This is a genomic window from Celeribacter indicus, assembly GCF_000819565.1.
Lineage (GTDB): Bacteria > Pseudomonadota > Alphaproteobacteria > Rhodobacterales > Rhodobacteraceae > Celeribacter > Celeribacter indicus.
This window is the reverse complement of sequence record NZ_CP004393.1, coordinates 1,061,893-1,088,872: the sequence shown is the minus strand read 5'-3', so window position 1 is coordinate 1,088,872 and position 26,980 is coordinate 1,061,893. Positions and strand designations below refer to the sequence as shown.

General features: G+C 66.6%; 30 protein-coding genes. 7 read left to right on the top strand and 23 right to left on the bottom strand.

The features are described from left to right. The first annotated feature begins 2 nt into the window (after nt 1–2). Nucleotides 3–596, top strand: coding sequence for a biliverdin-producing heme oxygenase (locus tag P73_RS05565; protein ID WP_043868813.1), 594 nt, complete (start codon nt 3–5; stop codon nt 594–596). A 34-nt stretch (nt 597–630) separates the two neighbouring features. Here the strand turns inward: P73_RS05565 and P73_RS05560 are convergent, their stop codons facing one another. The 5 genes from P73_RS05560 to P73_RS05540 form a co-directional block, all read right to left on the bottom strand. Continuing rightward, nucleotides 631–1,470 (bottom strand): metal ABC transporter permease, encoded by an 840-nt coding sequence (locus P73_RS05560; RefSeq protein WP_043868812.1) that lies wholly within the window; start codon nt 1,468–1,470, stop codon nt 631–633. After that, nucleotides 1,467–2,330, bottom strand: a complete 864-nt coding sequence (locus P73_RS05555; protein ID WP_043868811.1) for a metal ABC transporter permease — start codon at nt 2,328–2,330, stop codon at nt 1,467–1,469. Before P73_RS05555 ends, P73_RS05560 begins: the two co-directional genes overlap by 4 nt. Then, the gene (locus P73_RS05550; RefSeq protein WP_043868810.1) at nt 2,327–3,229 is read right to left on the bottom strand and encodes a manganese/iron ABC transporter ATP-binding protein; all 903 of its coding nucleotides are present in this window, start codon (nt 3,227–3,229) and stop codon (nt 2,327–2,329) included. The genes P73_RS05555 and P73_RS05550 overlap by 4 nt, the downstream gene beginning before the upstream one ends. 88 nt (nt 3,230–3,317) lie before the next feature. Beyond that, entirely contained in the window at nt 3,318–4,223 is a 906-nt protein-coding gene (locus tag P73_RS05545) for a metal ABC transporter substrate-binding protein (protein WP_043868809.1), read from the bottom strand. A 311-nt stretch (nt 4,224–4,534) separates the two neighbouring features. Further along, a complete protein-coding gene (locus tag P73_RS05540; RefSeq protein ID WP_043868808.1) occupies nt 4,535–5,368 on the bottom strand; it encodes a helix-turn-helix transcriptional regulator in 834 nt (277 codons plus the stop codon). Nucleotides 5,369–5,466: 98 nt separating this feature from the next. Here P73_RS05540 and P73_RS05535 point away from each other — a divergent pair, with 98 nt between their 5' ends. Then, entirely contained in the window at nt 5,467–6,360 is an 894-nt protein-coding gene (locus P73_RS05535) for an SDR family oxidoreductase (protein WP_043868807.1), read from the top strand. Nucleotides 6,361–6,378: 18 nt separating this feature from the next. On the opposite strand, the gene P73_RS05530 is transcribed toward P73_RS05535, so the two are convergent. Then, nucleotides 6,379–7,053: a TetR/AcrR family transcriptional regulator gene (locus P73_RS05530; protein ID WP_043868806.1), complete on the bottom strand. Its 675-nt coding sequence runs from the start codon at nt 7,051–7,053 to the stop codon at nt 6,379–6,381. Between the two features lie 138 nt (nt 7,054–7,191). Between P73_RS05530 and P73_RS05525 the strand changes: the two genes are divergently transcribed. Further along, nucleotides 7,192–8,211, top strand: a complete 1,020-nt coding sequence (locus tag P73_RS05525; RefSeq protein WP_043868805.1) for an NADP-dependent oxidoreductase — start codon at nt 7,192–7,194, stop codon at nt 8,209–8,211. A 28-nt stretch (nt 8,212–8,239) separates the two neighbouring features. Here P73_RS05525 and P73_RS05520 read toward each other — a convergent pair whose 3' ends face one another. From P73_RS05520 to P73_RS05440, 17 genes are all read right to left on the bottom strand, one after another. Further along, on the bottom strand, nt 8,240–8,725 hold the full coding sequence (locus P73_RS05520) for a hypothetical protein (protein ID WP_052453057.1): 486 nt from the start codon (nt 8,723–8,725) through the stop codon (nt 8,240–8,242). Continuing rightward, nucleotides 8,722–9,285 (bottom strand): hypothetical protein, encoded by a 564-nt coding sequence (locus P73_RS05515; RefSeq protein WP_074743157.1) that lies wholly within the window; start codon nt 9,283–9,285, stop codon nt 8,722–8,724. The genes P73_RS05520 and P73_RS05515 overlap by 4 nt, the downstream gene beginning before the upstream one ends. After that, on the bottom strand, nt 9,257–9,886 hold the full coding sequence (locus tag P73_RS05510; protein WP_043868804.1) for a DapH/DapD/GlmU-related protein: 630 nt from the start codon (nt 9,884–9,886) through the stop codon (nt 9,257–9,259). The genes P73_RS05515 and P73_RS05510 overlap by 29 nt, the downstream gene beginning before the upstream one ends. Then, complete coding sequence (gene phnE, locus P73_RS05505; protein ID WP_043868803.1) at nt 9,883–10,740, bottom strand: phosphonate ABC transporter, permease protein PhnE; 858 nt, start codon at nt 10,738–10,740, stop codon at nt 9,883–9,885. The genes P73_RS05510 and phnE (P73_RS05505) overlap by 4 nt, the downstream gene beginning before the upstream one ends. After that, on the bottom strand, nt 10,737–11,678 hold the full coding sequence (phnE, locus tag P73_RS05500; protein ID WP_043868802.1) for a phosphonate ABC transporter, permease protein PhnE: 942 nt from the start codon (nt 11,676–11,678) through the stop codon (nt 10,737–10,739). The genes phnE (P73_RS05505) and phnE (P73_RS05500) overlap by 4 nt, the downstream gene beginning before the upstream one ends. 72 nt (nt 11,679–11,750) lie before the next feature. Next, nucleotides 11,751–12,668 (bottom strand): phosphate/phosphite/phosphonate ABC transporter substrate-binding protein, encoded by a 918-nt coding sequence (gene phnD, locus P73_RS05495; RefSeq protein ID WP_052453055.1) that lies wholly within the window; start codon nt 12,666–12,668, stop codon nt 11,751–11,753. A gap of 40 nt (nt 12,669–12,708) precedes the next feature. Next, entirely contained in the window at nt 12,709–13,521 is an 813-nt protein-coding gene (gene phnC / locus P73_RS05490) for a phosphonate ABC transporter ATP-binding protein (protein WP_043868801.1), read from the bottom strand. A gap of 98 nt (nt 13,522–13,619) precedes the next feature. Next, complete coding sequence (locus P73_RS05485) at nt 13,620–14,828, bottom strand: alpha-D-ribose 1-methylphosphonate 5-triphosphate diphosphatase (RefSeq protein ID WP_052453054.1); 1,209 nt, start codon at nt 14,826–14,828, stop codon at nt 13,620–13,622. Further along, a complete protein-coding gene (locus tag P73_RS05480) occupies nt 14,815–15,534 on the bottom strand; it encodes a phosphonate C-P lyase system protein PhnL (protein WP_043868800.1) in 720 nt (239 codons plus the stop codon). The genes P73_RS05485 and P73_RS05480 overlap by 14 nt, the downstream gene beginning before the upstream one ends. Then, nucleotides 15,531–16,328, bottom strand: a complete 798-nt coding sequence (locus P73_RS05475; protein WP_043868799.1) for an ATP-binding cassette domain-containing protein — start codon at nt 16,326–16,328, stop codon at nt 15,531–15,533. Before P73_RS05475 ends, P73_RS05480 begins: the two co-directional genes overlap by 4 nt. Next, nucleotides 16,325–17,239 carry an alpha-D-ribose 1-methylphosphonate 5-phosphate C-P-lyase PhnJ gene (locus tag P73_RS05470; RefSeq protein WP_043868798.1) on the bottom strand — a complete coding sequence of 305 codons (915 nt, stop codon included), beginning with the start codon at nt 17,237–17,239 and terminating at the stop codon, nt 16,325–16,327. Before P73_RS05470 ends, P73_RS05475 begins: the two co-directional genes overlap by 4 nt. After that, nucleotides 17,236–18,291 carry a carbon-phosphorus lyase complex subunit PhnI gene (locus tag P73_RS05465; protein WP_043868797.1) on the bottom strand — a complete coding sequence of 352 codons (1,056 nt, stop codon included), beginning with the start codon at nt 18,289–18,291 and terminating at the stop codon, nt 17,236–17,238. Before P73_RS05465 ends, P73_RS05470 begins: the two co-directional genes overlap by 4 nt. After that, the gene (phnH, locus tag P73_RS05460) at nt 18,291–18,827 is read right to left on the bottom strand and encodes a phosphonate C-P lyase system protein PhnH (protein ID WP_043868796.1); all 537 of its coding nucleotides are present in this window, start codon (nt 18,825–18,827) and stop codon (nt 18,291–18,293) included. Before phnH ends, P73_RS05465 begins: the two co-directional genes overlap by 1 nt. Further along, nucleotides 18,827–19,246: a phosphonate C-P lyase system protein PhnG gene (locus tag P73_RS05455; RefSeq protein WP_043868795.1), complete on the bottom strand. Its 420-nt coding sequence runs from the start codon at nt 19,244–19,246 to the stop codon at nt 18,827–18,829. Before P73_RS05455 ends, phnH begins: the two co-directional genes overlap by 1 nt. Before the next feature lie 4 nt (nt 19,247–19,250). Next, entirely contained in the window at nt 19,251–19,967 is a 717-nt protein-coding gene (phnF, locus tag P73_RS05450; protein ID WP_043868794.1) for a phosphonate metabolism transcriptional regulator PhnF, read from the bottom strand. A 187-nt stretch (nt 19,968–20,154) separates the two neighbouring features. After that, entirely contained in the window at nt 20,155–22,218 is a 2,064-nt protein-coding gene (locus P73_RS05445; protein WP_043868793.1) for an NAD(+) synthase, read from the bottom strand. Beyond that, nucleotides 22,215–22,712, bottom strand: a complete 498-nt coding sequence (locus P73_RS05440; RefSeq protein ID WP_043868792.1) for a CinA family protein — start codon at nt 22,710–22,712, stop codon at nt 22,215–22,217. Before P73_RS05440 ends, P73_RS05445 begins: the two co-directional genes overlap by 4 nt. Nucleotides 22,713–23,047: 335 nt before the next feature. Here P73_RS05440 and P73_RS05435 point away from each other — a divergent pair, with 335 nt between their 5' ends. The 4 genes from P73_RS05435 to P73_RS05420 all read left to right on the top strand — a co-directional run bounded on the left by P73_RS05435 (nt 23,048) and on the right by P73_RS05420 (nt 26,976). Continuing rightward, nucleotides 23,048–24,139 carry an ABC transporter substrate-binding protein gene (locus tag P73_RS05435; RefSeq protein WP_420836132.1) on the top strand — a complete coding sequence of 364 codons (1,092 nt, stop codon included), beginning with the start codon at nt 23,048–23,050 and terminating at the stop codon, nt 24,137–24,139. Nucleotides 24,140–24,221: 82 nt separating this feature from the next. Continuing rightward, nucleotides 24,222–25,118, top strand: a complete 897-nt coding sequence (locus P73_RS05430) for an ABC transporter permease (RefSeq protein ID WP_082033127.1) — start codon at nt 24,222–24,224, stop codon at nt 25,116–25,118. Then, complete coding sequence (locus P73_RS05425; RefSeq protein ID WP_052453053.1) at nt 25,115–25,924, top strand: ABC transporter permease; 810 nt, start codon at nt 25,115–25,117, stop codon at nt 25,922–25,924. Before P73_RS05430 ends, P73_RS05425 begins: the two co-directional genes overlap by 4 nt. Beyond that, on the top strand, nt 25,921–26,976 hold the full coding sequence (locus tag P73_RS05420) for an ABC transporter ATP-binding protein (RefSeq protein ID WP_043868790.1): 1,056 nt from the start codon (nt 25,921–25,923) through the stop codon (nt 26,974–26,976). Before P73_RS05425 ends, P73_RS05420 begins: the two co-directional genes overlap by 4 nt. Nucleotides 26,977–26,980 lie beyond the last annotated feature (4 nt).

Below are 26,980 nucleotides of genomic sequence, written 5' to 3'. Positions count from 1 at the left end.
AGATGACCGACACGACCGCCACGCTCGCGCTGCCCCTGAGCAAGAGGCTGAAAGCGGAGACCCGCGACACCCATGAACGGCTCGACCGGAGGATCATGGATGCAAACCCCTTCGACAGCCTCGGGAATTACCGGCGTTTCCTGAAGATGCAGCATGACCTGCACCGCGACGTCAGCCCGCTCTACGACATGCCCGCCCTCGGCGAGATCATCCCCGGCCTCTCCGCCCTGCCGCGATACGAGGCTGTGGCGCGCGACCTCGCCGATCTGGGCGGGGACGGTCCCGTCAGCGGGGCCTCGCCCGCGGCCACGCGAATCTCCGACCCCGCCGAGGCGCTCGGCTGGCTCTATGTCGTCGAGGGCTCCAACCTCGGAGCCGCCTTCCTGTTCAAGGCCGCGCAACGGCTCGGCCTGTCGGAAACCCGCGGCGCCCGGCATCTCGCACCGGCGCCAGAGGGGCGCGCGGAACACTGGAGGCAGTTCACCTCGGCCCTCGATGCCGCGGCCCTGAGCGAAGCGGAGAAGGACCGTGCCGTCGCCGGCGCCCGTGCCGCCTTTGCCCGCGCGGGAGAGCTTGTGCGGAGCCATCTCGGCTGAACACCGCCCCGCGCCCCGCCCTCCGCATCCGGTCTCAGACGGGACTGCGTGCGGAGGCGCGGCGGGTCTGTAGTCCCCTGCGGATGAAGGCGGCGAGGAAGATCGCGGTGAGGATGAGCACGATGGTCGGTGCGGGTGCGCTGTCGAGGAAGAAGCTGAGATAGGTCCCCGCCAGCATCGCGACCATGCAGACCGCGACCGAGACCGCCAGCATCCGTCCGAAGCTGCGCACCACGAGGAAGGCGATGGCGCCCGGCGTGATCAGCAGCCCCACGGCCAGGATGAGGCCGGTGGCCGAGAGCGTCGCGACGATGGTCAGCGACAGCACCGTCAGCAGCCCGTAATGCAGCAGGCCCACCGGCAGGCCCGAGGCCCGTGCCTGCGCCGGGTCGAAGGCGTGCAGCATCAGGTCCTTCCATTTCAGCAGCAGCGCCGCGGCGACACAGACAGAAATCACCCCGGCGGTCCAGAGATCGCCGGTTCCGACGCCCAGCATGTTGCCGAAGAGGATATGGTCGAGATGGACATTGGTGCGGATCGCCACGTATAGCACGATCCCCAGCCCGAACATGCCGGAGAACACGACACCCATCACAGTGTCCTGCTTCACCCGGCTGTTCTCCGACAGGTAGCCCGTGGCCAGCGCCGTCACCATGCCGGCGACAAAGGCCCCGAGGATCAGCGGCAGGCCGAGCAGATAGGCCAGCACGATCCCCGGCAGCACCGCATGGCTCACCGCGTCGCCCATCAGCGCCCAGCCCTTCAGCACGAGGAAGCAGGAGAGCAGCGCCGTCGGCACCGAAACGATGAGCGAGATCCAGAAGGCATTCTGCATGAAGCCGAACTGGAACGGCATCAGGAGCATGTCGATCATTGCACCTCCTCCGCCCGCAGCGCCTCGGCCGCCTTGCGCCGCGCCGCCAGAAGCCCGTGTTTCGGCGCGAGGACGAAGGTGGCGAGGAAGATCAGCGTCTGGAGGACCACGATGATCCCGCCGGTCGCGCCGTCGAGGAAATAGCTGACATAGGCGCCGGCAAAGCTCGTGACCGTGCCGATGGCCACCGAGGTCGCGATCAGCCGCGGGAAGCGGTCGCAGAGCAGGTAGGCCGTGGCGCCGGGCGTCACCACCATGGCGATGACGAGGAAGGCCCCCACCGTCTGCATCGCCGCCACCACGCAGGCCGAGAGCAGCACGAAGAACACCGCCTTCAGCAGGCCGGGACGCAACCCGATGGAGCGGGCATGGCTCTCGTCGAAGAAGACCACCATCAGGTCCTTCCATTTCAGGATCAGCACCGCCAGCGAGACGAAGCCGATGATCGCCAGTTGCAGCGTATCTTCCGGTGTGATCGCCAGGATGTTGCCCATGGTGATGGTCTGGATCGACACCGACATCGGGTTGACCGAGGCCATGAACAGCCCCAGCCCGAAGAAGGAGGTGAAGATGATGCCGATGATCACATCGACCTTGAGCCCCGAGCGGTCCGACAGGAACAGCATCGCCGCCGCCGCCAGCCCGCCGGAGAGGAAGGCGCCGAGCGCGAAGGGCAGGCCGAGGATATAGGCGCCGGCCACGCCCGGCACGACCGAATGCGACAGCGCGTCGCCGATCAGCGACCAGCCCTTGAGCATGAGATAGGAGGACAGGAAGGCACAGACCCCGCCGACCAGCGCCGAGACCCACATCGCGTTGGTCATGTAGCCATAGGAAAAGGGCTCGAGCAGCGCACTCATTTCCGCCCCTCCGAAACATGGACCTTGTCGCCGTACTGGACGAAGGGCCGCTCGTCATCGGTCAGGATCGAGAGGTGGCGCCCGTCGTCGTCATCGTGCAGGTCCGCCCCGCCGAGGGTGAAATGCCGCAGCACGCCGCCGAAGGCCGCCTCGAGGTTCTCGCGGGTGAAGGTCGTCTCGGTCGGGCCATGGGCCAGCACCGTGCCCTTCACCAGCACCACCCGGTCGCAGAATTCGGGCACGGTCCCGAGGTTGTGGGTCGAGACCAGCATCACCCGCCCCTCGTCGCGCATCTCGCGCAACAGCGCGATGATCTGTTCCTCGGTCTTCACGTCGACGCCGGTGAAGGGTTCGTCGAGCAGGATCACCTGCCCGTCCTGCGCCAGCGCGCGGGCGAGGAAGACCCGCTTCTTCTGCCCGCCCGACAGTTCCCCGATCTGGCGGTGGCGATACTCCTGCATGTTGACGCGGCCGAGTGCCGCCTCTACCGCGTCGCGGTCGGCCTGCGCGGGGCGGCGCAGAAAGCCCATGTGGCCGTAGCGCCCCATCATCACCACGTCCTCCACCAGCACGGGAAAGGACCAGTCGACCTCCTCGGCCTGCGGCACATAGGCGACGAGGTTGCGCTTCAGCGCCTCCTTCACGCTCATTCCCAGGAGGCTGATCTCCCCCTGTGCCACCGGCACGAAGCCCATGATCGCCTTGAAGAGCGTCGATTTCCCCGCCCCGTTCACCCCCACCAGCGCCGTGACGGTGCCGCGCGGAACCTCGAAGGAGGCATGCCGCAGCGCCGTATGGCCGTTGCGATAGGTGACGGTGACGTCCCGCGCCGCGATGCCGCCCCCCGAAGCTGCGCCTTCCGGAGTGGGGGGTGCGGTCTTGCGGGTCTCGTCTCTCATCTTGATCTTTCTGCCGGCAGGGCCGGCGCCTGATGCGGATATGAGCTGCCGGACGCGCATCGTCCGGCACGCCCGTTGGCGAAATGTCTCAGTTCATGCCGGCCCGGAGCCCCTCCGCGACCGTCTCGGACGTCACCTTCAGCAGGTCGAGATAGGAGGGAACGGCCCCCCCGGCCTCCGACAGACTGTCGACATAGAGCACGCCGCCGTAATGCGCCCCGGTCTCGCGCGCCACCTGCTCGGCCGGGGCGGTATTGACCGTGCTCTCGCAGAAGACCACCGGGATGTCGTTCTCCCGCACCCCGTCGATCACCGCGCGCACCTGCTGCGGCGTGCCCATCCGGTCGGCATTCATGGGCCAGAGATAGAGCTCCTTCATGCCGAAGTCCCGCGCAAGATAGCTGAACGCGCCCTCGCAGGTCACGAGCCAGCGCTGCGCCTCGGGGATCGTGGCGATCTCGGCCCGGAGCGGTTCCAGCGTGGCGCGCAACTCGTCCTTGTAGGCCGCGGCGTTCGCGGCATAGGTCGCCGCATTGTCGGGATCCTGCGCGCTGAAGGCGGCGAGGATGTTGTCGATATAGACGAGCGCATTGTCGAGCCCCATCCAGGCGTGGGGGTTCGGCCTGCCCTCATAGGCGCCCGCCGCGATCGGGATCGGATCTATGCCCTCGGTCAGCGTGACCGAGGGAACGTCCCCGAGATTGGTCAGGAACTGCTCGAACCACAGCTCGAGGTTCATCCCGTTCCAGAGGATGAGATCGGCATCCTGCGCCCCCACGATATCTCGCGGCGTGGGTTCGTACCCGTGGATTTCCGCCCCCGGCTTGGTGATCGAGACGACCTCCGCCGCGTCCCCCGCCACATGCTGCGCCATGTCGGCGAGCACGGTGAAGGTGGTCACGACCTTCATCCGGTCCTCCGCAGCCATCGCCGCACCGGCCAGCAGCACGGTCGCGGCCACGCCCCCCGCCAGTCGTATCGGTTTCAAAGACATGAGCGTTCCTTTCCTGTTGTCGAGATCCGGCACCCGCTCGCCCCCATTAGATTGCGAGCGAGTCGCAATATCAATAGCCCCCGTCAGAATTTTTGCAACTGCAATTCATTATTAATTACAATTCTCCGGACCGGATTGCGTGGAGAGGACCGCGCGAGCCGCTGACCGCCCCGCCCAGGCCTCGGGATCGGCACGCCCCGCACCTCCGCTCGGGCGTGTCGGGGAACCGTGAACGCGATGGTTTGGGAGACCGCGCGCCGGTCGCGCCGCGGCTCATGCCCCGGACAATGCGGTCATCACCCGCCTCGCGGTCACCCGGCGGGGTGCGACCGCAGCAGGGCCCGGATCCGGTCGGCATCGCCCTGCCGTACCGGGTTGTAGACGATCATGCCCAGGTCGGGACGGCCATCGACGGCAAAGCTCGAATATTCCAGCTCGATCAGGCCCAGCTCGGGATGGCGGATGCGCTTGGCCCCTTCGCCATGGGCGCGCACGTCATTGCCATGCCACAGGCGTTCGAAGTCCGGGCTGATGGCGCAGAGTTCCGCCACAAGGCCGCCCACCTCGGACATCGCCCCGGCACGGGCCACATCGGCGCGGAAGGCGGCGACCAGGAAGCTCGCCAGATTGTCCCAATCCGTCTGCGCCGACCGGATGCGGGCATTGCCGAAGACGAGCCGCAGGATGTTCCGCTGGTCCGGCGGGAGTGCGCCGTAATCCGTCAGCAGGGCCGCCGCGGCGCGATTCCAGGCGACGACGTCCCAGAGGGGGGTCTTGACGATGGCGGGGCTGATCTCCAGCGCGTCGAGCAGGCGCTGGAGCCGCGGCGTGATGCCCTCCGGGGGCGTGTAGCGGACTTCGGGCGGGCGGCCGAGGCCCAGCATGAAAAGATGTTCCCGCTCCGCATCCGTCAGCATCAGCCCCCCGGCGATGCGGTCCAGCACATCCGCCGAGGGCGCACCGCCCCGCCCCTGTTCGAGCCAAGTATACCAGGTGGGACTGATATTCGCGCGCTGCGCGACCTCCTCCCGCCGCAGGCCGGGCGTGCGCCGGCGCGTGCCGGAAAAACCGAAGGCCGCCGGATCGAGGCGCGCGCGGCAGTCTCTCAGATAGCGTCCGAGGGCAGTGTCTGGCGGTGTGCCCATGCCGAGCCTGTTGGTCCTTATACCGGGATAAAGTCCCTACTTTTCCCTGATAGAGAATAGCGCGATGGTGCCGTGCACAGCAATGTGGGAGACAGCACATGCGCGTTTTTCTGACAGGGGCCACCGGCTTCATCGGCTCTGCCGTCCTCTCCGAACTTCTTTCCGCCGGCCATGAGGTGCTCGGCCTGACCCGCTCGGAGCCGGGCGCGCAGGCGCTGAAAGCGGCAGGGGCCGAGATCCATCGCGGCGACATTGCCGATCCCGACAGCCTGCGCGCCGGCGCCGCCCTCTGCGACGGGGTGATCCACACCGCCTTCGACCACGACTTCACGCGCTTCGTCGAGAATTGCGAAAAGGACCGGCACGCCATCGCGGCGCTCGGCTCTGCGCTGGAAGGAACGGACCGGCCCCTCGTCCTCACCTCGACCACCGCGATCGGCACGCCGGCGCCGGGCCGGCCGGCCGTCGAGGATCATTTCGACCCAGAGCACCCGAATCCGCGCATTGCCTCGGAACTGGCGGGGCGCATGCTGTCGGCGCGCGGCGTCCACGTCTCGGTGATGCGGCTGTCGCAGATCCACGACACCCGCAGGCAAGGGCTCGTCAGCAATGTCATCGACCTGGCCCGCGACAAGGGCATCTCGGCCTATGTCGGAGACGGCGCGACCTGCTGGTCGGCCGCCCATGTCTCCGACGCGGCTCGGCTGTTCCGGCTGGCGCTCGAACGGCAGGAGCCGGGCGCCCGCTACCACGCCACGGCCGAAGGCGCGATCCCCTTCCGCGACATCGCGGAGGCGGTTGGCCGCCGCCTCGGCCTGCCTGTCGCCCCGATCCCGGCGGAAGAGGCGGCGGAGCATTTCGGATGGCTTGCGGCCTTTGCCGGTCGCGACATGTCGGCCTCGAGCGCATGGACGCAGGAACGGCTTGACTGGCATCCGGCGGGGCCGGGCCTGATCACGGATATCGACAACCTGCCACAGGGGAAGGGCTGACCCGCACGGCGCGGCGGTTCAGGACGGGGCGGACCCTCCGGCCCCGCCACCGGTACGGGCATCCCATGCGGCCATCGCGAGGTCTGCGGCGGCTTCCAGTTCGGCGCGGCCGATCCCGTCGCGGGCGAGGATCGACATCCCGTTCTGGACGGTCTGCACGAAACGGGCGAGCGCGTCGATATCGGACCCGACGGGGATCTCGCCCTCCTCCATTGCCTGTCCGAACCGCGCCTTCAGGCTGTCGAAGGTAAACGCCCGCGCCGCACGCACAAGATCGCCGAGCTCCGCATGGCCCTCGCTGCCGACGGAGGACAGGGTCACCATGCAGCCGTGTGGAATATCCACGACGCTGCCGGTGAGCGCGGCGGCGGAATCCATGAGCAGGACGTTCACCGCCTCGCGGGCCGTGGCCGCGGCGAAGAACCTGCCCCAGACCACCGACTCGTAGTTTTCCCGGTAGTACCGCACCGCCTCCGCATAGAGCGCCTCTTTCGAGCCGAAGGCGGCATAGAGGCTCGGCGCCCCGATCTCCATCGCCGCGGTCAGTTCGGAGATGGAGGTCGCCTCGTAGCCCCGCGCCCAGAACAGGCGGGTCGCCTTGGCCAGCGCCGCCTCGCGGTCGAAGGCACGCGGCCGGCCGCGCGCGCGTGCCGGGGCCTTGTCGTTCCTGCCGGTCGAATCCAATTTTTGCATCGGTCATTATATAAATTGGTTGACAGGCTCCGGCAACCCTTCTAGCCATTTAAATAGTGAGCGATACACAATAAGCGATGCGGGCTGCGACGAGGACTCGAGGACTCGCCGCAGCTCCGCCCGAGACAAGGAAAGACGATGGCAAGCCACCCAAACCGCCGGATCCTCCTGGCGACCCGCCCCGACGGCAGGGCCCGGCAGAGCGATTTCGAGCTTGTGGAAACGGCGATCCCCGCCCCGAAGGAGGGCGAGGTGCTGCTCCGCAACACACTCATCTCGATGGATCCCTACCAGCGCAACCTGATGGGCAACGGATCCTCCGAACTGCCGCCGATGGAGCTCGGAACTCCGATGTCTGGTCCGACCGTCGCCATTGTCGAGGAAAGCCACAACCCGGACTTCGCGAAAGGGGACTACGTTCAGACCTGGACCGGCTGGCAGGACTACGCGATCTCCGACGGATCCGACCTCAGGACGCTCGATCCCGGCATGGCGCCCCTCTCCACGGCGCTTGGCGTGCTGGGGCATACCGGGCTGACGGCGTGGGTCGGCATGACGAAATACCTCGACGACATGCCCGGCGGCACCTTCGTCGTCAGCGCGGCGGCGGGATCGGTCGGCTCGATGGTCGCGCAGATGGCAAAACTGCGCGACCATCGCGTCGTCGGCATCGCGGGTGGCGCGCGCAAGATCGCCTATCTGCGGGACGAGATCGGCGTCGATGCGGCGGTCGATTACAAGGCCGACGACTTCGAGGCACAGCTCGCGCGCGCCCTGCCCGATGGCGTCGACAGGTTCTTCGACAATGTCGGGGATTACATGTTCGAGGCGGTGATGCCGCATTTCAACCTGAACGCCCAGGCGGTCATCTGCGGCACGATCGCCGGCTATAGCGACACCGGGCTTCCCGACCGGCGCGATCACCTGCCCCGCCTGCTGAACCTGATCCTCTATCGCTTCATCCAGGTGCGCGGCTTCTCCATTCTCGATCACCTCGACAGCTATCCCGCCTTTCTCGAGGAGGTCGCGCCCTGGGTGACCGCGGGCCGGATCAAATACAGAGAAGAGTTCATCGAGGATTTCGAAAGGATCCCGGAAACCTTCCTCACGCTCTTCGAGGGTGGCAATACCGGCAAGCTCATCGCACGCGTGGGCTGACCGGTCTCCGGCGGAGCCGGCACCGGGATCAGATCACCTGCCCGGCCAGCGCCGCCAGCAGCAGCGGGATCGGCAGGCTGACCGCGAGGCGCATCATCGTGGCCTGCCGTCCCATGAAGGAGAGTTCGTAGGAAAGCAGTTTCGTCAGCGAAAAGAGCGACCACGCGGTGACATAGACGAGGACCGGCAACACACCCGCCCCCGCCTTCAGCGCGGCGGCTCCGATGGCGAAGCTGACGAAGGCGCCCCCCGGCGTCAGCGGCCCGAGCAGCATGGCCAGGGCAAGGGCCGACAGTCCCGCATCCTGCCCCAGATAGCTCCGCACCAGATCGGCGGGGAGCAGGTCGGCAAAGAACCCCGCCCCGAGCAGCGCCACGAGGACACGCGGCAGGGTGAATTTCAGCGTCTGGATCGCGGCCGCATAGGAGGCACGGCGCCATTCGGCATTCGGCAGGGTGCTCCAGAGCCAGACCGCAGCCGTGCAGATGAGGATCGTGCCGAACAGGATGTTCACGCCGGCACCCTCCCCCGCAAGGCCCGCGCACCAAGCCCCACGAGCACGGGGAAAGGCAGGGACAGCAGGTAGCGCGTCCAGACGAGATCATGGGGAAGGAAGGAAAATTCCCAGATCAGGGTCCGGTTCAGGCTCAGGAGGCTCCAGCCCGTGACGAAGGCCAGCATGGTCCCGATATCCGCCCCGGCCATGCCGAAGCCTGCCGCGAGGGGAAAGGTCATCATCGGTCCGCCGGGGATCGCCGCCCCCGCGACCGTGGCCAGGACGAGCCCGCGCAGCCCGCTTTCCGCGCCGATCCAGCGCCCGATCTCCTTGCCCGGAAGCACGAGGGGCAATGTCGCGGCGATGAAGACGCCCGCGACGATCTTCGGGGAAAGCAGCAGCAGAAATCCGAAGGTCTCCTGCGTGATCTCCCAGACGCGGAGCGGTCCGCGGGTCAGCAGGACCAGACCGCCGGACACGAGCGTGAGGCTCAGAAGAACGAGGAAGCCGCCGTCGACGATCCTGCGCCGGCGCGGCTCCGGGGGCGGATCAGCCGCCGTATTTCGCAATGAACGCATCAATATCCAGCGCCCGGATGTCCGGCAGCGCCGCCCTGTATGTTTCCCGCGGCCAGTCCCAGACGGCAATCTCCATCAGGGCCTCCGCCTGGGCCTCGGAAAACCGGCGCCTGATGGGACGTGCGGGCACGCCGCCCACGATCATATAGGGCGCGACGTCCTTCGTCACCACCGCACCGGCGCCGATCACGGCGCCCGTGCCGATGGTCACGCCCGCCGTCACCGTGACGCCGTGGCCGATCCAGACGTCATGGCCGATGGTGACCCAGTCGCTCTTGCGCCATTCGAAGAAATCGCGGTCGTCCTCGCCCAGATCGTAGGCCTCGGCGCGATAGACGGAGTGATGCTGCACCGCGCGCCATGTCGGATGGTTGCCGGGATTGAGGCGCGTCGCATTGGCGATGGAACAGAACTTGCCGATGGTGGTCCAGACCACATGGCAGTCCTGGGTGATGTAGGAATAATCCCCCATCCGCGACGCCTTCATCATCGTGCCCTTGCCCACCTCGGTCCAGGCGCCGAGGTCACAATCGCTGACGCTCGCCTCCGGGTGAATGGTGGGAGCCTCGGTGAGGCTGTTCTTCGATCCTGCGCCGCTCATTTCACGCCCTCCCAGTTGCCGATGATCCGGGCCCGGATCAAGGCGGAGAAATAGTCGATCACATAGACCAGCGCGATGATCAGGAAGATGATCGACCAGGCCTCGTCCCATTTGTAGGCCGCGATCCGGTCGGAGAGCAGGAACCCGATGCCGCCCGCGCCCACGATGCCGAGGATCGTGCCGGATCGCACGTTGGATTCGAAATTGTAGAGCAGGATCGACAGGATCACCGGGTTGACCTGCGGCACGATGCCGAAGCGGATCTGCTGAAGCCTCGTTCCGCCCGAGGCCCTGACCCCGTCGGTCGGCCTGGTGGAGGTGTTCTCGATGGCTTCGGAGAACAGCTTGGCAAAGGTGCCCACTTCGGAGATGGCGATGGCGAGGATGCCGGCCAGCGGGCCGAGGCCGAAGGCGCGAATGAAGATCAGCGCGATGATCAGCGTCTCGAAGGCGCGGATGACATCATAGCCGCGCCGCACACCGAGGCGCAGGACATTGAGCCGGTTGATGTTCTTCGCTCCGAGAAAGGACAGCGGGAAGGCGACGATGGCCCCCAGCACCGTGCCGAGGAAGGCGATGGAGAGGGTTTCGCCCAGCCCCTTCAGGATCTCGGAGAATTCCGCCCAGCTTTTCCAGACATAGGGCGGGAACATGAAGCCGAGGACGTCCCCGAGCCGCCCGAGCCCGGTCCAGATGCGCAGCGGCGAGACGTCGAAGGCCCAGAGGCAATAGCCCGTCAGCAGCGCGAACCCGGTCCAGAGGGCGATCCGGCGCATGCGCAGGGACAGCGGGGTTTCAAAAGCCTGCGGGGCACGGGCGCGCGCTGCTTCGATCTGTGCGGGTGTCAGGCTCATGTCCGCTCCTCCAGTCCGATGATCTTGTGTCGCAGTTTCTCCGAGCCGTAGTCGATGACGATCACGGTCACGAGGATGATGAGGAACAGGGCCGAGAGGTCGGTGTATTCCTGGAAACTCATCGCGATGCGGAATTCCTGCCCCAGCCCGCCGGCGCCGACATAGCCGATGATCGAGGAGGAGCGCACGTTGAGCTCGAACCGCAGCAGGGTATAGCTGACGATGTTCGGCAGCACCTGCGGCACGGCGCCGTAGCGGATCTGGTCGAACCATGTGCCGCCTGCCGCGCGGACGCCCTCGAGCGGGCGCATGTCCAGATTTTCGTTCGCCTCGGAATAGAGCTTGCCCAGCGCGCCCGTGGCATGCGTGCCGATGGCCAGGATGCCGGCCAGGGGACCGACGGAGAAACAGAAGACGAAGATCAGCGCCCAGACGATGTCCGGCACGGTGCGCGTGATCTCGAGAAACCGGCGTGTCAGCCACAGGACCCAGCGGTTGGGCGAGAGGTTCCGCGCCGCGGGGAAGGACAGCAGAAACCCGCCCGCCACGCCGAGCGTCGTGGCCATGAAGGCGATCAGGACCGTCTCCAGCAGCAGGGACAGCCAGATTTTCCAGCGCCAGAACCAGTTCGCGAAATCGGACCAGAACGTGTCCCAATGCAGCGTCGGAAAGGTCTGGACGATATATTCGCCCAGCCGCGGAATGCCCGCCGGAATGATCCAGCGCCAGTCGCGCGAACCATCCGGCATCGTCACCTGGGTGACCCGGAAGAAATCTCCGATCCACGCGGAAAAGCCGAAGAGCAGCGCGAAAATCAGCGCGCCGACGCCCCAGGCCCGCCGCGCGCGGCGGCGTTTCCCGGCGAAATCCGTCTCGAATTGCGACAGGCGGTCGGGCGCGGGAACGCCGGCGGCCGTCGGGGCGGCGGTGAAGGCCATGGGCACCTCGTCAAGGTCATGCGTGAACGGGGAAAGGGGGCGAAACGACCGCCCCCTTCACGCCCGGAAAGTTTACGAGCCGCGGCGCTGGTCCTTGATCCAGTCCCGCATCTCCACGATCCACTGGTAGCGTTCCCGATCCACGCGGGTGTAGCCCACCTCGGGATTGGGATCGTCCTCGCTGAAGGAGGAATACTGGGCATAGCCCTCGGGATCCTCGCTTGGGAAGGCCTCGATGGCGTCGGTCAGATCGGCGATCAGCCCCGCCGGAAGATTGGTGCGGACGGTCCAGGGGCCGGTGGTGATTTCCGGGCTCTCCCAGATCTTGCAGATGACGCCGGGCTCGATCATCCCCTTGCTTTCCATCCGCTGATAGATCCCGTCATGTTCGTTGTTCTCATAGGTGGCGGCCGTGTCGAACGTGCCGTTGACGACACCGCTCACCCCGGCTTCGTGCGAGCCGGAAAAGGGCACGGCGGCGAAATACTCCTCGGGCTTGAAGCCTTCCTTCGTGATGAAGTTGAAATAGGGAACGGCATAGCCGGAGGTGCTGTCCGGATCGGCAAAGGCGTGAACCTTGCCCTTCGCGTCCTCGAGGGACGTGATCCCGCTGTCGCATCGGGTGACGACGATGGAGCGATAGCCGGTGTTGCCGTCCTCCTTGATGCCGGTCAGCACCGGCTCGACCCCGCCATCGGTCGCGGTGAAGGCCGCGGCATAGGCGGAGGAGCCGAACTGGGCGATCTCGATCTGGTCGGCGGCGAGGGCCTGGACGACGCCGTCGTAATTGCCGGCGGTGAAGATCTCGACCTCCACGCCCAGCCTGGCTTGCAGATAGTCTCGCAGCGGCTCGGTACGGATCAGCCGATCCTTTTCGTTCTCGCCCGACAGGATGCCGAACTTGATGACCTGATAGTCCTCTTTCCAACCCTCGGCGAGCGCCGGGGCCGCGATCAGGGCCGCAAGGGCCGTGGCAGTGATGAAACGCATGTGGATCTCCCCATTTCAGCGTTTTCGGGTAAGGTGAAGGTCAGGCCGAAACGACGGCCCGGACCGGGGCCACCGACGTGGAGGTGACCGCTTCGTCGAATTCGCGCAGCCCCTCGAGGCCGTAGATATCCCGCACCACATCATCGGTGAGCTGTGCGGGGGTTCCGTCGAAATAGACCCGGCCATGGCGCATCGCGATGATGCGGTCGCTATAGGCGCGGGCGGTGTCGAGCGTGTGCAGGTTCACGAGGACGGTGATCCCGTCCTCGCGGTTGATCGTCCTGAGCCCGTCCATGACCAGCGAGGCATTGGCCGGATCGAGCGACGCGATCGGTTCGTCGGCCAGCATGATCCGCGGCTGCTGCACGAGCGCCCTGGCGATGGCCACCCGCTGTTGCTGGCCGCCCGAGAGCGTTCCGGCGCGCTGGAGCGCCTGCGGCACGAGGTCGAGCCGGTCGAGCGCACGGATCGCCATGGCGCGTTCCTCGTCGGTGAAGCGCATCGCCATGGACGACAGGAACCCGTGTTCCGCAAGCCGCCCGATCAGGACGTTGGTCAGGACGTCGAGCCGTTCCACGAGGTTGAACTGCTGGAAGATCATCGCGCAGTCGCGCCGCCAGCTGCGCAGCGCCCGGCCCCGGAGCGCCGTGATCTCGGTGTCGCCAAAGGAAATCGACCCCGCGGAGGGGTCGACAAGGCGATTGAGAAGGCGCAGGAGCGTGGACTTGCCGGCCCCGGAGCGGCCGATCACGCCGATGAACTGGCCCGGCTCGATGGAGAGCGAGACAGTGTCGACGGCGCGCGTCTCTCCGAAATGGCGCGAGACATTGGACAGGATCAGGGCGGAACTCATGGCTTGGACTCCGGGGATTCATTCGGATGTTTCGCCCTGAGGTTTACGCGCCCAGCTTGACGTCCCGCCGACACTTGGGTGACGATGCGCTTATAGTTTTACGACAGAACGGTGACGCCGGCGGTCTCCCGCCACTCGGACCGCGCCGGCACCCTTCCCCGGAGCCGCCCGAGCGAATGCACCATCTCGCCCGCCACGAACGTGGCCGCGACCCGCGTGATCGGCCCGCGCTCGACAAGGGCAAGATCGGCCCGCAAGCCCGGCGCGAGATGCCCGCGATCGCTCAGCCCCAGCGCCTTCGCCGGATTGGCGGTCACGAGCGCCGCCGCCCCCGGCAGCCCCTTCGGATCGCTCTCCGCGAGGATCATCACCGCCGCCAGCATCGCCGCGGGGTGATAATCCGCCGCCAGGATGTGCAAGAGCCCCCTGGCATGGGCCTCGCGCGCCGAAAGGTTGCCGGAATAGCTCTGCCCGCGCATCGCGTTGGGGGCGCCCATCGCGTTGAACATGCCACGCTCCGCGGCGACCTCGGCCGCCTCGACGATCACGGGAAACTCGCTGATCGCCGCCCCCATCTCCGCCATGAGATGCGCCTTCTCGGCGGTGTCGTCGTCGTGGCTGGCCAGGGCGACGCCATGGGCACGGCACAGCTCGGACACCTGCCGCAGGTTTTCCAGAAGGATCTCCTGCGGGCGCGTGCGCTCCGCGATCCGGGTCGCCACGATCTGCCGCGCCTCCATTTCGGAGATGCCCTCGCGGGCGGCGACGAGGGTGATGTGACGCTCGATGTCGCGGTATTGACCCTGTCCGGGCGTGTGGTCCATGACCGAGACCAGATCGACCTGCTCGTCCTTGATCAGGGCGGCCAGCACGGCGACCGCATTGTCGAAGGTGATATCGAACCGCGCATGGATCCGGTGATCGACGCGGCAATGGCCGCGCAGCGCGTGCAGCGTGCGAATGGTCTGGCTCGTGTGCTCGAAGGAGCGCCGCTCCCCCTCCTTCGCCCCGCGCGAGAAGCTCACCGCGGCATAGGCCGTGGTCACGCCCGCCGCCGCGAGCCGCGCGTCGAGATGCGACAGAGCCACCTCCATCGGGAAATCGACCCGCGCACGCGGCTCCATCTCGATCTCGATCATGTCGCCGTGCATGTCGATGAAGCCGGGGAACAGCAACCTGCCGCCGCAATCCATTCCCTCGGTCATGGGACGGTCCGCGATCTCGGCAATCCGGTCCCCCTCAATGCGCAGGGCGCCGTTTTCCACGACACGGTCCGGCAGGACCAGGGAGAGATTAGACAACCACATCTTCGCGGTCCTCCATTTGAGGGGCATCAGGGGTCAGGTCGATGACCCGATCAATCAGGTGCTCGACGTCATCGGGATGGTGGAACACGCCGATCATCGCCGTGCCCCCGTCTTTCAGCTCACGCAGGCGCGCGACCAGAGCCGCCCGCGCGCCCGCGTCGAGCGAGGCGGTCGGCTCGTCCAGAAGCAGGAGTTTCTGCGGCAGGATCAGCGCGCGGGCGAGGTTCACCTTTTGCTGTTCCCCGCCGGAAAAAGTCGTGGGATAGGCACGCCAGAGGCTTTCCTTCACCCCGAAAGCCCGCAGCCAGTGCCGCGCCTCCTCAAGTGCCCGCTCCGCGCTCCACCCCGCCATGCGCAACGGTTCCGCGACCAGCGCCTCGGCGGAAACACGCGGACGTGCGACGAGGAACTGGGTGACGAAGCCGATCTCCGTGCGGCGCAGATGGGTCACATCCACATCCGCCGCGCGCACGAGGTCGATCACCCCGTGGTCGGAATGGAACAGGACCTTGCCATCCTGTGCAAGATAGGTGCGATAGAGCGTGCGCAACAACGTGGATTTCCCCGCACCGTTCTGTCCCTTGAGCAACAGGAACTCCCCCGCGCGCAGGTCGAAGGAAATATCGGAAAATGCCGCCAGCCGGCTGTCCAGATGGTGCATGGTGAAGCCTTTGCTCAGGCCTTGGACGTCGAGAACGATATTCATAGTTTCGCATGCACCAGTTGTTGTGTGTAAGGATGTTGCGGGTCCTGAAAGATCTGGTCGACCAGCCCCGCCTCGACCACTTCGCCACGCCGCATGACCATGACACGATCGGCCAGGGTGCGGATGACACCGAGATCGTGCGACACGATGACCATGGTGATCCTGCGCTCCTGCTGAAGCCGCTTGAGCGTATCGAGCACGAGCGCCTGCACGCTGACGTCCAGCCCCGTGGTCGGCTCGTCCAGCAGCAAAAGCGCGGGCTCCAGCGCGATCGCCTTGGCCAGTTGCACCCGTTGCTGCATCCCGCCGGACAGTTCGATGGGGGGCGCGTCCAGCCGCTCGAGCGGGAACTCGGACGCGGCCAGCGCATCGCCCGCCTTCTCGCGCAGCACCGCAAAGCGCCGCTCCCCCGCGACCAGCAGGCGTTCGGCGACATTGCCGGAACTGGAATGCTTCATCAGAAGGCCAAGATGCGGGTTCTGATAGACGATCCCGATTTTCGTGGCGCAGAGCATCCGGCGCGCGAAACGGTCGAGCTCGAACAGGTTGCCCTGAACGTCGGGCAGATCGAGGGTGTAGCTTCCGCTGTCCGGCGTCTCCTCGAGGTTCATCATCCGCAAGAGCGTCGATTTGCCCGATCCGCTTTCGCCGACGATGCCGAGCACCTCGCCGGGAAACGCCTCCGCTGAGACGTTTTTCACCGCCTGGACCTTGCCGTAGGTTTTCGTGACATTGCGCACGGTCAGCAAGGGCCGCGTGGTGACGATCCGCGGGGCATCCAATGTGATACTCATGCCGGCATCTCCCCGTTCCTGTACCATGTTTCGCCGAGCCTGACCTCTTCGCCATCCGCGTGGCGTATGGTCTTCACCCCATATTCGCTGTCGGAGATCTCGTATTTCGAAGACCCGTCATCCTGCGGAATTTCATTCATGAAGAACCCCTTGGCCCCCGAACGGGAACAGGTCAGGGCTCCGTGCTCCTCGACCTTGTAAGGCACGTCATCGAACACGAGCGGTTCGACGCGGGTATAGGGCGGCACGGCAAAGATCCGTTTCTCGCGCCCCGCAGACAGGATCGTCAGGTGACGGGCCATGTGCAGCTTGGGCACGTCCCAGCGCGGAATCGGCGAGGGCGTCATCACATGGCGCCCGTTGACCATCGACGGATAGCTCGCCCCCTGCATCACCCGGCCCGACCGCACGATCTGCTCATAGAGCTGAAGCCACATCCGCCCGTAATCGGCATCGGCATGCATCTGGCGCGCCACCGACATGTTCGGCTGCACCGGGCGCAGCGGCTCGGGGTTCGGCACCTGCAACACAAGCACCTGATCCTCGCGCAGCTTTTCCTCCGGGATGCGGTGACGCGACTGGATCAGGTCGGCCTCGAGCGTGTCGAGCGTCGTCGGCGCGCCGGAAACCCGCGCCAGAAAGCGTCGGATCGAAGCCGCGTTCACGCTGTCGTCAGCCCCCTGGTCGATCACCTTCACCCGCGTCTTCGGATTGATGAGCGTGAGCGAAACCTGCAAACCGCCCGTTCCCCAGCCCCGCGCCATCGGCACCTCGCGGCTGGCATAGGGCATCTGGCAGCCGGGAACGGCAACGGCCTTGATCATCTTGCGACGGATTTCGCGCTTGGCGGAAGCATCGAGGAAACCATAGCTCATCGCCTCCCAGTCGCGTGTCAGGGATTTGAGGCTCATTGCGCCGGCTCCTGTGCTTTCTTCCGTTTCGAATTCGCGTCCCGCATCGCATCCAGAGAGGACTGGAAGGTGACGTAATGCGGCAGCTTGAAGTGGATGCAGAAGCCCGAGCTTTCCACGCCCTCGGTGTGATAGAGGAAGAATTCCTCCTCCGTCGGCGCGCCCTTCGGCGCCCCCTTGCTGTTGAGGTCGAGCGTGGCCGCGGCGATACATTTCACCTCGTTCCAGCCCAAAGTCGCGGCAAATCCGAGGTCGAGCTTTTCGCCTTTCTTGGACACCACCTCCGCCTGAGAGACCTTCACGCGCCCCGCGGAAAATTCCGTCCCCTTCGGATGTTTCACGACAATCTCCGCCTCGGACAGCCGCAACTCGTTGACCGTCGGGTGCGCCTGTCCATAGCCACGCATCGCCGCATAGCCGAGCGCCAGCGCGCCGCCCGTCTCCGCCCGCGCGAGGCTTTGCAGCGTATGGGCGCGTTTCGCCGGGAACAGCAGCGGCTCGCGGGTCACATCGGGAATGTCCTCCGGCGCCGTCTCGTCACGCGGCGGCAGATCCACCAGACCGTTGTCCGCCTGCCATGCCGCAACGGAGGGTTGAAACGCCGGTGACGGTTCGGCGGCGGGATCGACCGGTGCAGGCGCGCAGGTCTCCCCCTCCAGCACCGCGGTCGCCAGAACCCGGTGCGAATAATCCAACGTCGGCCCAAGAACCTGGCCACCGGGAATATCCTTGAACGCCGCCGAAATCCGTCGATGAGTGAACAGCGCCTCCTGCCCGACCGGGCGCGCCACCTGCATACGTGGCTGGGTCGTGCGCCAGGCCCGGAGCAGGAGAACCGCCTCGAACATCTCGCCGCCGGTCTGCGCGAGTGCGAGCGCGGCGAGGTCTTCGTCATAGAGCGAGGCCTCCCCCATCACCCGGTCGATCAGATAAGGCAGGGCGGATTTGACTTCGGCCACCCGTTCAGGCGCGATCTCGCCCAGTTCGGAGCGGAACAAACGCTCCGCCTGTTCAATCGCACGTTCTCCGCCGCGCGTCGCCACATAGGCCATCAGAGCACCTCCACTTCGGTCGAACGCGGCAGGCCTATGACCTTTGCCCCGTCGACGAAAAACACATCGAACCCCCTCGGATAGCAGACAAGATCACGACGCAGCCGCCAAAACCCGTCGGGCAGACCGCCGATCCGCACCGTCTCACCGGTTTCGATCCCCGGCCCGGTGAGGCGCAGCCCTTGCCCCTCGCCGAGGCGCGCGCGGACCACCACCGTCGCGCCATCGTCGGGATAGAGATCGGACCCGAGGCGCACAGGCCGCAGGGCGTCGGGATCGGTCAGGGCGCCGAGGAAGACATGATCGGCCTCCTCGATCTCCGAAAGCATCGCACCGCTTGCCAGAACCTGCGGCATGAGCAGGGGATCGGCGCAGAACACGCGGCATTCCCGGTCGAGAAGCGCCGCGATGATCGGCGTTTCGCCCGGCTCCGGCAGATCCCGGATCCGGCCGGGACGGCTCAGCGACCGGATCAGCGCGTCGAATGCCGTGTTCGCAAGGTTTTCCGTTTTGGAAGGAATAGGAGTCTTCAGCATCAGAACGTCTCCATGTCGACGCGCGTCGCCTCGACCCGGCGCAGGGTGGCCTCGTCTTCCGCCATCTGGATCTGCGCCTGTTCCGCCACGAAAGCCGTGCAATCCGCGACCGCCCGCCCCGCGTCTAGCGCCAGATCGACCAGAGCCATGGCCATGGCCGCCTCGAGATCGCGGCCGCGCCGCATGCCGTAGCCGTCATGCCCGGCCATGCGGACATGGGCCTCGCTCATCAGGACCTCGCCGAGGTGAAAGGCCGTGCCCTGCGCGGTGTCGCGCATGGGCAGCATCACGAGGCCGGTCCGGTTCGCGAGCACGTCGATCGGATCGAGACGGGGCAGCAGGCGCTCGGCGAAGGACTTCAGCGCCTCCGCGTCGGCCCGTGCCAGAATGCTCAGGGTGTCGCCGTGGGGTGATATCATCCGTTCAGTCCTTTTCATTCGCCATGGTGAATTTGACCCGCACCGCCGACCAGATGACCTCGCTGAAACTCAGAGGCATGCCGTCGAGCGTCTGGTCGATGGCGCGAATGACCATGACCGGGGTTTGCGGGTGCTGGCGCAGCATCTTCGCCTCGTCGGGACGCGCCAGGCGGCTGTGCAGCGTGGTCTCGGCGCGCAGGTAGTCGTCGATCCCGTAGGATCTGTAGGTTTCCGTGGTGGAGCCGATGACATCGCGGCGCGTGGCGAAATCGGGGAAACGTTCCGCGCTCCGCCAGGAGGTGCCGAAGGAGATCGGCAGCCGGTCGGCATAGGTGATGCGTCGGCTTTCGATCACCGGCGCGCCTTCGATCAGGCGCAGGGCACGCGCGACCCGCCCCGCGGCCGGAACCCGCTCGGCCCCCAGCAGGTCCCCGGAGACCTCGACGCCCTGGGACATGAGGTTGCGGTGCAGCCGCGTGCGCGTCCCGATCGCGTATTCGAGCATCGGCCCGGTCTCGACGAAGGTGCCCCGCCCCTGCTCGACGCTCACCGAGCCTTCGCGCGCCAGTTCGGAAATCGCGCGGCGGACCGAGTGGCGCCCGGTGCCGTATCGCAAGGCCAGTTCCGGCTCAGTCGGAAGCCTGTCGCCCGGCTGCCACGCGCCCGTGGCTATCTCTTTCTCGATCCCGTCGCGGACGAGACGCCATTTCTCTCTGACCATGGTCCACCATTCATTCGGATGAATCTGGGATAGGCCATGCAGGTAACAGGGGAATGACAGGAAAGGAGAAATCTGCGACAGCGCGTCCGGCCGGCGCCCTGCACCCGGAGAGGTGCGGGGCTCCCGCTCGGCCGCCACCGATGCGACAGGACGTTCTGCGGCGCCGGATCCGGTCGCCGCCGCGGTCTCAGTCCGACGGCCAGTGCAGCGGAACGTTCGCCCGCAGCTCCTCGAGCCAGGGAGTCGCGACACTGTCGGAGGGCGCACGCCAGTCGCCGCGGGGGCTCAGCGCACCGCCCGCACTGACCTTGGGACCGTTCGGCAGGGCGGAGCGCTTGAACTGGCTGGTGGCGAAGAAACGGACGAGGAACCGTTCCAGCCAGTGACGGATGGTCGCGAGGTCATAGGCATTGCGCCGGGTGGCCGGGAAGGCCTCGGGCCAGCGGCCCTGCTCCGTGTCATGCCAGGCGTGCCAGGCGAGGAAGGCGGTCTTCGACGGCGGCAGCCCGTAACGCATGATGTGGAACAGGAAGAAATCGTTCAGCTCGTAGGGGCCGATCATGGCCTCGGTGCTCTGGATCTCCTCGTCCTCGCCGACAGGGACCAGCTCGGGGGAGATCTCCGTCGCGAGGATCGCCTCGAGCACGCGGTCCGTCTCCGGGTCGAACTGGCCGCTGCGCGTGGTCCAGCGGATCAGGTACTGGATCAGCGTCTTCGGCACGCCCGCGTTCACGGCGTAATGGCTCATCTGGTCGCCCACGCCATAGGTACACCAGCCCAGCGCCAGCTCGCTCAGGTCACCCGTGCCGATGACGAAACCCTGCCGCTGGTTGGCCAGCCGGAACAGGTAATCGGTGCGCAGCCCCGCCTGCACGTTTTCGAAGGTGACGTCATGGACCGGCTCGCCGCGGGCGAAGGCGTGGTTCATGTCGGTCAGCATCTGCCGCGCGGCCGGGCGGATGTCGATCTCCTCCGCCGTGACCCCCATGGCCCGCATCAGCTTCCAGGCGTTGGATTTCGTCCCTTCGGACGTGGCGAAGCCCGGCATGGTGAAGGCGAGGATGCGGTCCCGAGGCAGCCCCATCCGGTCGCAGGCCTTGGCCGCGACGATCAGCGCATGGGTGGAATCGAGCCCGCCGGAGACCCCGATCACCATGGTCCTGCCGCGGGTCGCCTCGAACCGGCGGCGCAGCCCCTCGACCTGGATGTTGAACGCCTCGTAGCAGTCCTGGTCGAGATGGCTTTCCCGGTTCGGCACATAGGGAAAGCGCCGCACCGGGCGGATCAGCCCCGCCTCCTCGCAATGCGGGTGGTGGTCGAAGCGGATCCGCCGGAAGGCGGGCGCGTGGTGGCGGGCGGCATCGTCGAAACTGCCCGTGCGCATCCGCTCCGACAGGATCCGCCCCGTGTCCACATCGGCCAGCGTCAGTTCCGGCTCCACCGGAAAGCGCGTCGATTCCGCCAGAAGGTCGCCCAGCTCATAGATCATCCCCTGCCCGTCCCATGACAGGTCCGTCGTGCTTTCGCCCGGCCCGGCGGCGGAATAGGCATAGGCGGCAAAGGCGCGCATGGATTGCGACTGGCTGAGCACATGGCGGTCCGAAGATTTGCCGATCACGATGTTCGAGGCGGAGAGATTGGCGAGGATCAGCGCCCCGGCCATCGCCGCCTCCGAAGACGGCGGTGCCGGTGTCCACAGGTCCTCGCAGATCTCGACATGGAAGATCAGGCCGGGCAGGTCGGCGGCCTCGAAGATCAGGTCGGTGCCGAAGGGAACGCGGACGCCGCCAACGGTGATCTCCCCGTCCAGGCCGCGCCCGTGGGCAAACCAGCGCTTTTCGTAGAATTCGCGGTAGTTCGGCAGGTAGGATTTCGGCACCACGCCCAGCATCCGCCCCCGCGCGATCGCCACCGCGCAATTGTAGAGCCGCCCCTCGCGCCGCAGCGGTGCGCCGACGAGGACGACGGGGGAAAGCGCCGCGCTCGCCTCGACCAGCCGGAGGAGGGCGGTCTCGACCTCGGCCAGGAGCGCCTCCTGCATGTGCAGGTCGTCGATGGCATAGGAGGAGAGGCAGAGTTCCGGGCAGACCAGCAGGTCGGCGCGGGCGCGGTCGGCGCGCTGCATCTCCTCCAGCAGACTGTCGCGGTTATAGGCGACATCGGCGGGGCGCACCCGCGGCGTGCTGGTGGCGACGCGGACGAAGCCGTGACGATGATAGGCGGCAAAGGGGGCATGTGCGGTTCCGGTCATGCGACTATGTCTTCCAGCATGTCCAGCACGGTTTCAAGGCATCTTTGCCGGATCGGATCGCGGCCAAGCGGTCCGAAGCCCTCCTCGCGGTGCAGGGTCTCGCCGTCTTGCCGGGCCAGGGCGAAATGCACCCGGCCTTCCTCGCCGCCCTCGGCCGACGGTCCGGCATAGCCGGTGACCGACACCGCGATATCCGCGTCCGAGCGGTGCAGCGCCCCCTCGGCCATGGCGATCGCGACCGCCGCCGACACCGCGCCGCAGCGCCGCAGCATCTCCCGGCTGACGCCCAGCACCTCATGCTTCGCCGCGTCGGTATAGACGACGAAACCGCGTTCGAAGGCGTGGGAACAGCCCTCGATATCCGTCACCAGCGCCGCGATCAGCCCGCCGGTGCAACTTTCCGCGGTGGTCAGTTTCAGCCCCCTGTCGCAGATTCGGATGAGTACGCGCCTGGTGCGCCGTGTCATCATGTCGGAGGAAATTGCCGTGTTCATCTCGCCATCCCGCCCCTTCGATCTCCATCCAATCTGCATCATACGGAAAACCGGTCGAAGCCCTGGCGGTTCCGCGGGCCCGCGCGGCCTGTCCGGCAGTCTCCCCCGACGACGGCCGGACCGCAAGCCCCGCGATGGCGCGCGCGTCTTCCCGGCGCGGTGAGGCGGCGCCCTCGGCATGGGCCGGAGATCCGGCGGCGGCGCCCGGTCCGGCCTCACCACGGCGCGGGAAAACTTTTACAAAACCGACGCGGTACTGTCATGGCCCGGTTCTACGGAAACAGCGCAACTTCCCGCGGGTGGCGGGGCAGAAACGACTGGAGCCAAAGATGACCATCACGTCCAAAGGACGCCTCACGCTTTCCGTGGCCGCTTTTGCGACCATCGCCGCGGGGGCCTGTGCCGAACCCTCCGAGGAACTGATCGCCGCCGCCAGGGCCGAAGGCATGCTGACCACCATCGCCCTCCCCCACAGCTGGTGCGGCTATGGCGAGGTCATCCAGGCGTTCAAGGACAAATACGGCATCGAGGTCAACGAGCTGAACCCGAACGCCGGATCCGCCGACGAGCTGGAAGCCGTGAAGGCCAACAGGGGCAACACCGGCCCGCAGGCGCCGGACGTTCTGGACGTGGGCCTGTCCTTCGGTCCGACGGCCAAGGAACAGGGGCTGCTGCAACCCTACAAGGTCTCCACCTGGGACAGCATCCCGGCCGATGCCAAGGATGACGAGGGCTACTGGTACGGCGACTATTACGGCGTGCTGGGCTTTGCCGTGAACAATGACATCTTTCCCGACGCGCCGCAGTCCTTTGCGGAGCTGAAGGACGGGCAATTCGCGAATTCGGTCGCGCTTCAGGGCGATCCGCGCACCGGCAACTCCGTGATGATGGCCGTCTATGCCGCCGGCATCGCCGAAGGCGGGGAACCGGGTGCGGATGCGCTGAACAAGGGGATCGCCTTCTTCAAGGAGCTGAAGGAGAGCGGCAATTACGTGCCCGTCAACGGCAGCGCGCAGAACATCGCACAGGGCACCACCCCGATCTATTTCGACTGGGACTACAACCTGCTCGCCATGCGCGACAAGCTCGACGGCAACCCGCCGGTCTCCGTGGTCGTGCCCACGGATGCCGTGATCGCGGGGGTGTATGTGCAGGCGATCTCCGCCCATGCCCCGCATCCGAATGCCGCGAAACTCTGGATGGAATACCTCTATTCCGACGAAGGCCAGCTTGGCTGGCTGAAAGGCTACTGCCACCCGATCCGCTTCAACGACATGGCGGAGCGCGGCGTGATCCCGCAGGAGCTGCTCGACAACCTTCCACCGGCGGAAAACTACGCCCGCGCGATCTTCCCCACGCTCCCGGAGCAGTCCGAGGCGAAGGACGCCGTGGCCGCCAACTGGGGCTCGGAGATGGGCGTCCAGTAAGCCGCCCCGCCAGACATGGACGCATGGCGGTCATCGGGCCGCCATTCGCCGTTCCCGCCGATCGCTTCCGAAGGAGATCGCCTTGGCCGACCAAGCCCATGCAGCGCCCCTGCCGCAGGCCGCCCGCGCTCCGCGCCGGGTGAACCTGTCCTGGCTGGGCGTCGCGCCCTTCATCCTGTTCACGGCGCTCTTTCTGATCTTCCCCATCTTCTACCTGATCAACGGCGCCTTCCGGACCGCCGAGGGCGCCTTTACGCTCGAGAACCTCATCGCCCTGACCGGCCCGGAGATCTGGCCGAGCTACTGGCTGTCGATCCGGCTGAGCTTCGCCTCCGCGCTGCTGGGAGGCATCTTCGGAACGCTTCTCGCCTGGGCGGTGCACCTGGGCGGCCTGCCGGGCTGGGTCAAGCGCGCCTTCCTGACGTTTTCCGGCGTGGCCTCCAACTTCGCCGGCGTGCCGCTGGCCTTCGCCTTCATCGCCACGCTCGGACGGCTCGGCCTCGTGACGCTGATCCTGCGCGACGTCTTCGGGATCAATATCTACGGCCAGGGGTTCACCCTCTTCTCCTTCTGGGGGCTGGCGATCACCTATCTCTATTTCCAGCTGCCGCTGATGATGCTGCTGATGATGCCCGCGATGGAGGGGCTGCGCCCCGAATGGCGCGAGGCGGCGGCAAGCCTCGGAGCCTCCGGCGGCCAGTTCTGGCGCATGGTGGCGCTGCCGGTTCTCGCGCCCTCCGCGCTCGGCTGTTTCCTGCTGCTCTTCGCCAACGCCTTCGGCACGCTGGCGACGGTCTACGCGCTGACCTCCGCCAACTTCCCGGTGGTGCCGATCGTGCTCTTCCAGCAGATCCGCGGCAACGTGCTCTACAACCCGAACCTCGGCTACGCGCTGGCGCTCGGGATGGTGCTGATCATGGCCCTGTCCAACACGCTCTATTTCCTGCTGCGCAACCGCGCGGAAAGGTGGCGCAAATGACGCGCTTCCCGTTTTTCGCAAGCCTCGTGGCGCTGCTCTGCGCCGCCTTCTTCCTGATCCCGCTGGCCGCCACGATCAACTTCTCGCTGCGCATGAAGCGCGGCGAGATTTCCCTCGAGGCCTATCGCTGGGTGTTCCAGGACGACACCTTCGTCTCGGTGCTTGGCTTTTCCGCGGCCGCCTCGCTCGCCGCGATCCTGCTCGGCGCGCTGCTGGTCGTGCCGACCGCCTATTGGGTGCAGCTGAAACTCCCGGCGATGCGCCCGGTGACGGAATTCCTGTCGCTCATGCCCCTGATCATCCCGCCGGTGGTGCTGGTCTTCGGCTATGTGCGGATCTACGGCACCTCCTCCATCCTGCCGCTGACGATGAGCGATGCAGGGACCAACCTGCTCCTGATCATCGGCTATACCGTGCTGTCGCTGCCCTACATGTACCGCGCGGTGGACAACGGCATGTCGGCCATCGACGTCGCGACGCTCACCGAGGCGGCCGAAAGCCTCGGCGCCTCGCGGCTGCGCACCATCGCCACCGTGATCTTTCCCAACGTGCGCTCGGCGATCATGTCCGGCGCCTTCCTGACCTTTTCCATCTCGCTCGGCGAATTCGTCATCACCTCGCTCCTGAACCGGCCTGCCTTCGGCCCCTATCTCGTGCAGATGGGGCAGGATTACGCTTACCAGCCCGCCGCGCTCGCCATCATGGCCTTCGCCTTCACCTGGGCCTGCATGGCGCTGATGGACCTCTTCGCCACGCGCCGGCCCGGTCAGGGCCTCCTGCCCTTCCTTCGGAGAAAGAACGCATGAGCTTCCTGAAACTTGACGGCATCACCAAGACCTTCGGCACGAACACCGTGGTCAAGGGGTTCGACCTGTCGGTGGGACAGGGCGAATTCGTCTCCTTCCTCGGCCCCTCGGGCTGCGGCAAGACCACGGTGCTGCGGATGATCGCGGGGTTCGAGACGCCCACCTCCGGCCAGATCCGCATCGGCGGCACCGATGTCACCGCCCTGCCCGCCAACCGGCGGCGGATCGGCATGGTATTCCAGGCCTATGCGCTTTTCCCGAACATGACCGCACGCGACAACGTGGCCTTCGGGCTGAAGATCGCGGGCCTGCCGAAGCGCGAGATCGACGCCCGCGTCGAGGAGATGCTGGCGCTGATCAAGCTCGGCCATCTCGGCGACCGCTACCCCTACCAGATGTCGGGCGGCCAGCAGCAGCGCGTGGCCCTCGCCCGTGCCCTGGCGCCGCGTCCGCAACTGCTGCTGCTCGACGAACCGCTCTCCGCGCTGGACGCGAAGATCCGGGTGGCGCTGCGCGACGACATCCGCGCCATCCAGCGCGACCTCGGCATCACCACCGTCTTCGTCACCCACGATCAGGAGGAGGCCCTGTCGATCTCCGACCGTGTGGTGGTGATGTACGAGGGCCGCGCAGACCAGACCGGCACGCCCGCCGAGATCTACAACCGGCCCGAAACCCGTTTCGTCGCCGGTTTCGTCGGCCATCTCAACATGTTCGAGGCCGAGAAGGCGAGCGAGACCCATGTGGCCTTCGCCGGGCACCACCTGCCCACGCCGCGCCCGCTCCCGAGCCTGCAATGCGGCGCGCCCGTGACCGTGGCCCTGCGCCCGGAGGCGCTGGCCCTCACGCGCCGCAGCGCCGCGGATGTGCCGATTTCGGGCCGGGTGCTCGACGTGAGCTTCCTCGGCTCGGTGATCCGCGCGAAGGTCGAGGTGCAGGGCCGGCCCATCTCCTTCGACATGTTCAACCAGGCAGGGGCAAGCATGCCGCCGGTCGGCCAGACGGCGGACCTGTGGTTTTCCGGCTCCGATCTCCTTGTCCTTCCAGAATGAGAGA

Excerpts from the sequence above, each read along its gene's own strand:
- phnE (WP_043868802.1), bottom strand. The coding sequence starts at position 11,678 with ATGGCCTTCACCGCCGCCCCGACGGCCGCCGGCGTTCCCGCGCCCGAC.
- P73_RS05530 (WP_043868806.1), bottom strand. The coding sequence starts at position 7,053 with ATGCAAAAATTGGATTCGACCGGCAGGAACGACAAGGCCCCGGCACGC.
- P73_RS05425 (WP_052453053.1), top strand. The coding sequence starts at position 25,115 with ATGACGCGCTTCCCGTTTTTCGCAAGCCTCGTGGCGCTGCTCTGCGCC.
- P73_RS05475 (WP_043868799.1), bottom strand. The coding sequence starts at position 16,328 with ATGAGTATCACATTGGATGCCCCGCGGATCGTCACCACGCGGCCCTTG.
- P73_RS05510 (WP_043868804.1), bottom strand. The coding sequence starts at position 9,886 with ATGAGCGGCGCAGGATCGAAGAACAGCCTCACCGAGGCTCCCACCATT.
- P73_RS05545 (WP_043868809.1), bottom strand. The coding sequence starts at position 4,223 with ATGTCTTTGAAACCGATACGACTGGCGGGGGGCGTGGCCGCGACCGTG.
- phnC (WP_043868801.1), bottom strand. The coding sequence starts at position 13,521 with ATGAGTTCCGCCCTGATCCTGTCCAATGTCTCGCGCCATTTCGGAGAG.
- P73_RS05445 (WP_043868793.1), bottom strand. The coding sequence starts at position 22,218 with ATGACCGGAACCGCACATGCCCCCTTTGCCGCCTATCATCGTCACGGC.
- P73_RS05485 (WP_052453054.1), bottom strand. The coding sequence starts at position 14,828 with ATGTGGTTGTCTAATCTCTCCCTGGTCCTGCCGGACCGTGTCGTGGAA.
- P73_RS05480 (WP_043868800.1), bottom strand. The coding sequence starts at position 15,534 with ATGAATATCGTTCTCGACGTCCAAGGCCTGAGCAAAGGCTTCACCATG.
- P73_RS05560 (WP_043868812.1), bottom strand. The coding sequence starts at position 1,470 with ATGATCGACATGCTCCTGATGCCGTTCCAGTTCGGCTTCATGCAGAAT.
- P73_RS05455 (WP_043868795.1), bottom strand. The coding sequence starts at position 19,246 with ATGATATCACCCCACGGCGACACCCTGAGCATTCTGGCACGGGCCGAC.
- P73_RS05555 (WP_043868811.1), bottom strand. The coding sequence starts at position 2,330 with ATGAGTGCGCTGCTCGAGCCCTTTTCCTATGGCTACATGACCAACGCG.
- P73_RS05420 (WP_043868790.1), top strand. The coding sequence starts at position 25,921 with ATGAGCTTCCTGAAACTTGACGGCATCACCAAGACCTTCGGCACGAAC.
- P73_RS05565 (WP_043868813.1), top strand. The coding sequence starts at position 3 with ATGACCGACACGACCGCCACGCTCGCGCTGCCCCTGAGCAAGAGGCTG.
- P73_RS05470 (WP_043868798.1), bottom strand. The coding sequence starts at position 17,239 with ATGAGCCTCAAATCCCTGACACGCGACTGGGAGGCGATGAGCTATGGT.
- phnE (WP_043868803.1), bottom strand. The coding sequence starts at position 10,740 with ATGAGCCTGACACCCGCACAGATCGAAGCAGCGCGCGCCCGTGCCCCG.
- P73_RS05465 (WP_043868797.1), bottom strand. The coding sequence starts at position 18,291 with ATGGCCTATGTGGCGACGCGCGGCGGAGAACGTGCGATTGAACAGGCG.
- P73_RS05540 (WP_043868808.1), bottom strand. The coding sequence starts at position 5,368 with ATGGGCACACCGCCAGACACTGCCCTCGGACGCTATCTGAGAGACTGC.
- phnD (WP_052453055.1), bottom strand. The coding sequence starts at position 12,668 with ATGCGTTTCATCACTGCCACGGCCCTTGCGGCCCTGATCGCGGCCCCG.
- phnH (WP_043868796.1), bottom strand. The coding sequence starts at position 18,827 with ATGCTGAAGACTCCTATTCCTTCCAAAACGGAAAACCTTGCGAACACG.
- P73_RS05440 (WP_043868792.1), bottom strand. The coding sequence starts at position 22,712 with ATGAACACGGCAATTTCCTCCGACATGATGACACGGCGCACCAGGCGC.
- phnF (WP_043868794.1), bottom strand. The coding sequence starts at position 19,967 with ATGGTCAGAGAGAAATGGCGTCTCGTCCGCGACGGGATCGAGAAAGAG.
- P73_RS05535 (WP_043868807.1), top strand. The coding sequence starts at position 5,467 with ATGCGCGTTTTTCTGACAGGGGCCACCGGCTTCATCGGCTCTGCCGTC.
- P73_RS05525 (WP_043868805.1), top strand. The coding sequence starts at position 7,192 with ATGGCAAGCCACCCAAACCGCCGGATCCTCCTGGCGACCCGCCCCGAC.
- P73_RS05550 (WP_043868810.1), bottom strand. The coding sequence starts at position 3,229 with ATGAGAGACGAGACCCGCAAGACCGCACCCCCCACTCCGGAAGGCGCA.
- P73_RS05515 (WP_074743157.1), bottom strand. The coding sequence starts at position 9,285 with ATGCGTTCATTGCGAAATACGGCGGCTGATCCGCCCCCGGAGCCGCGC.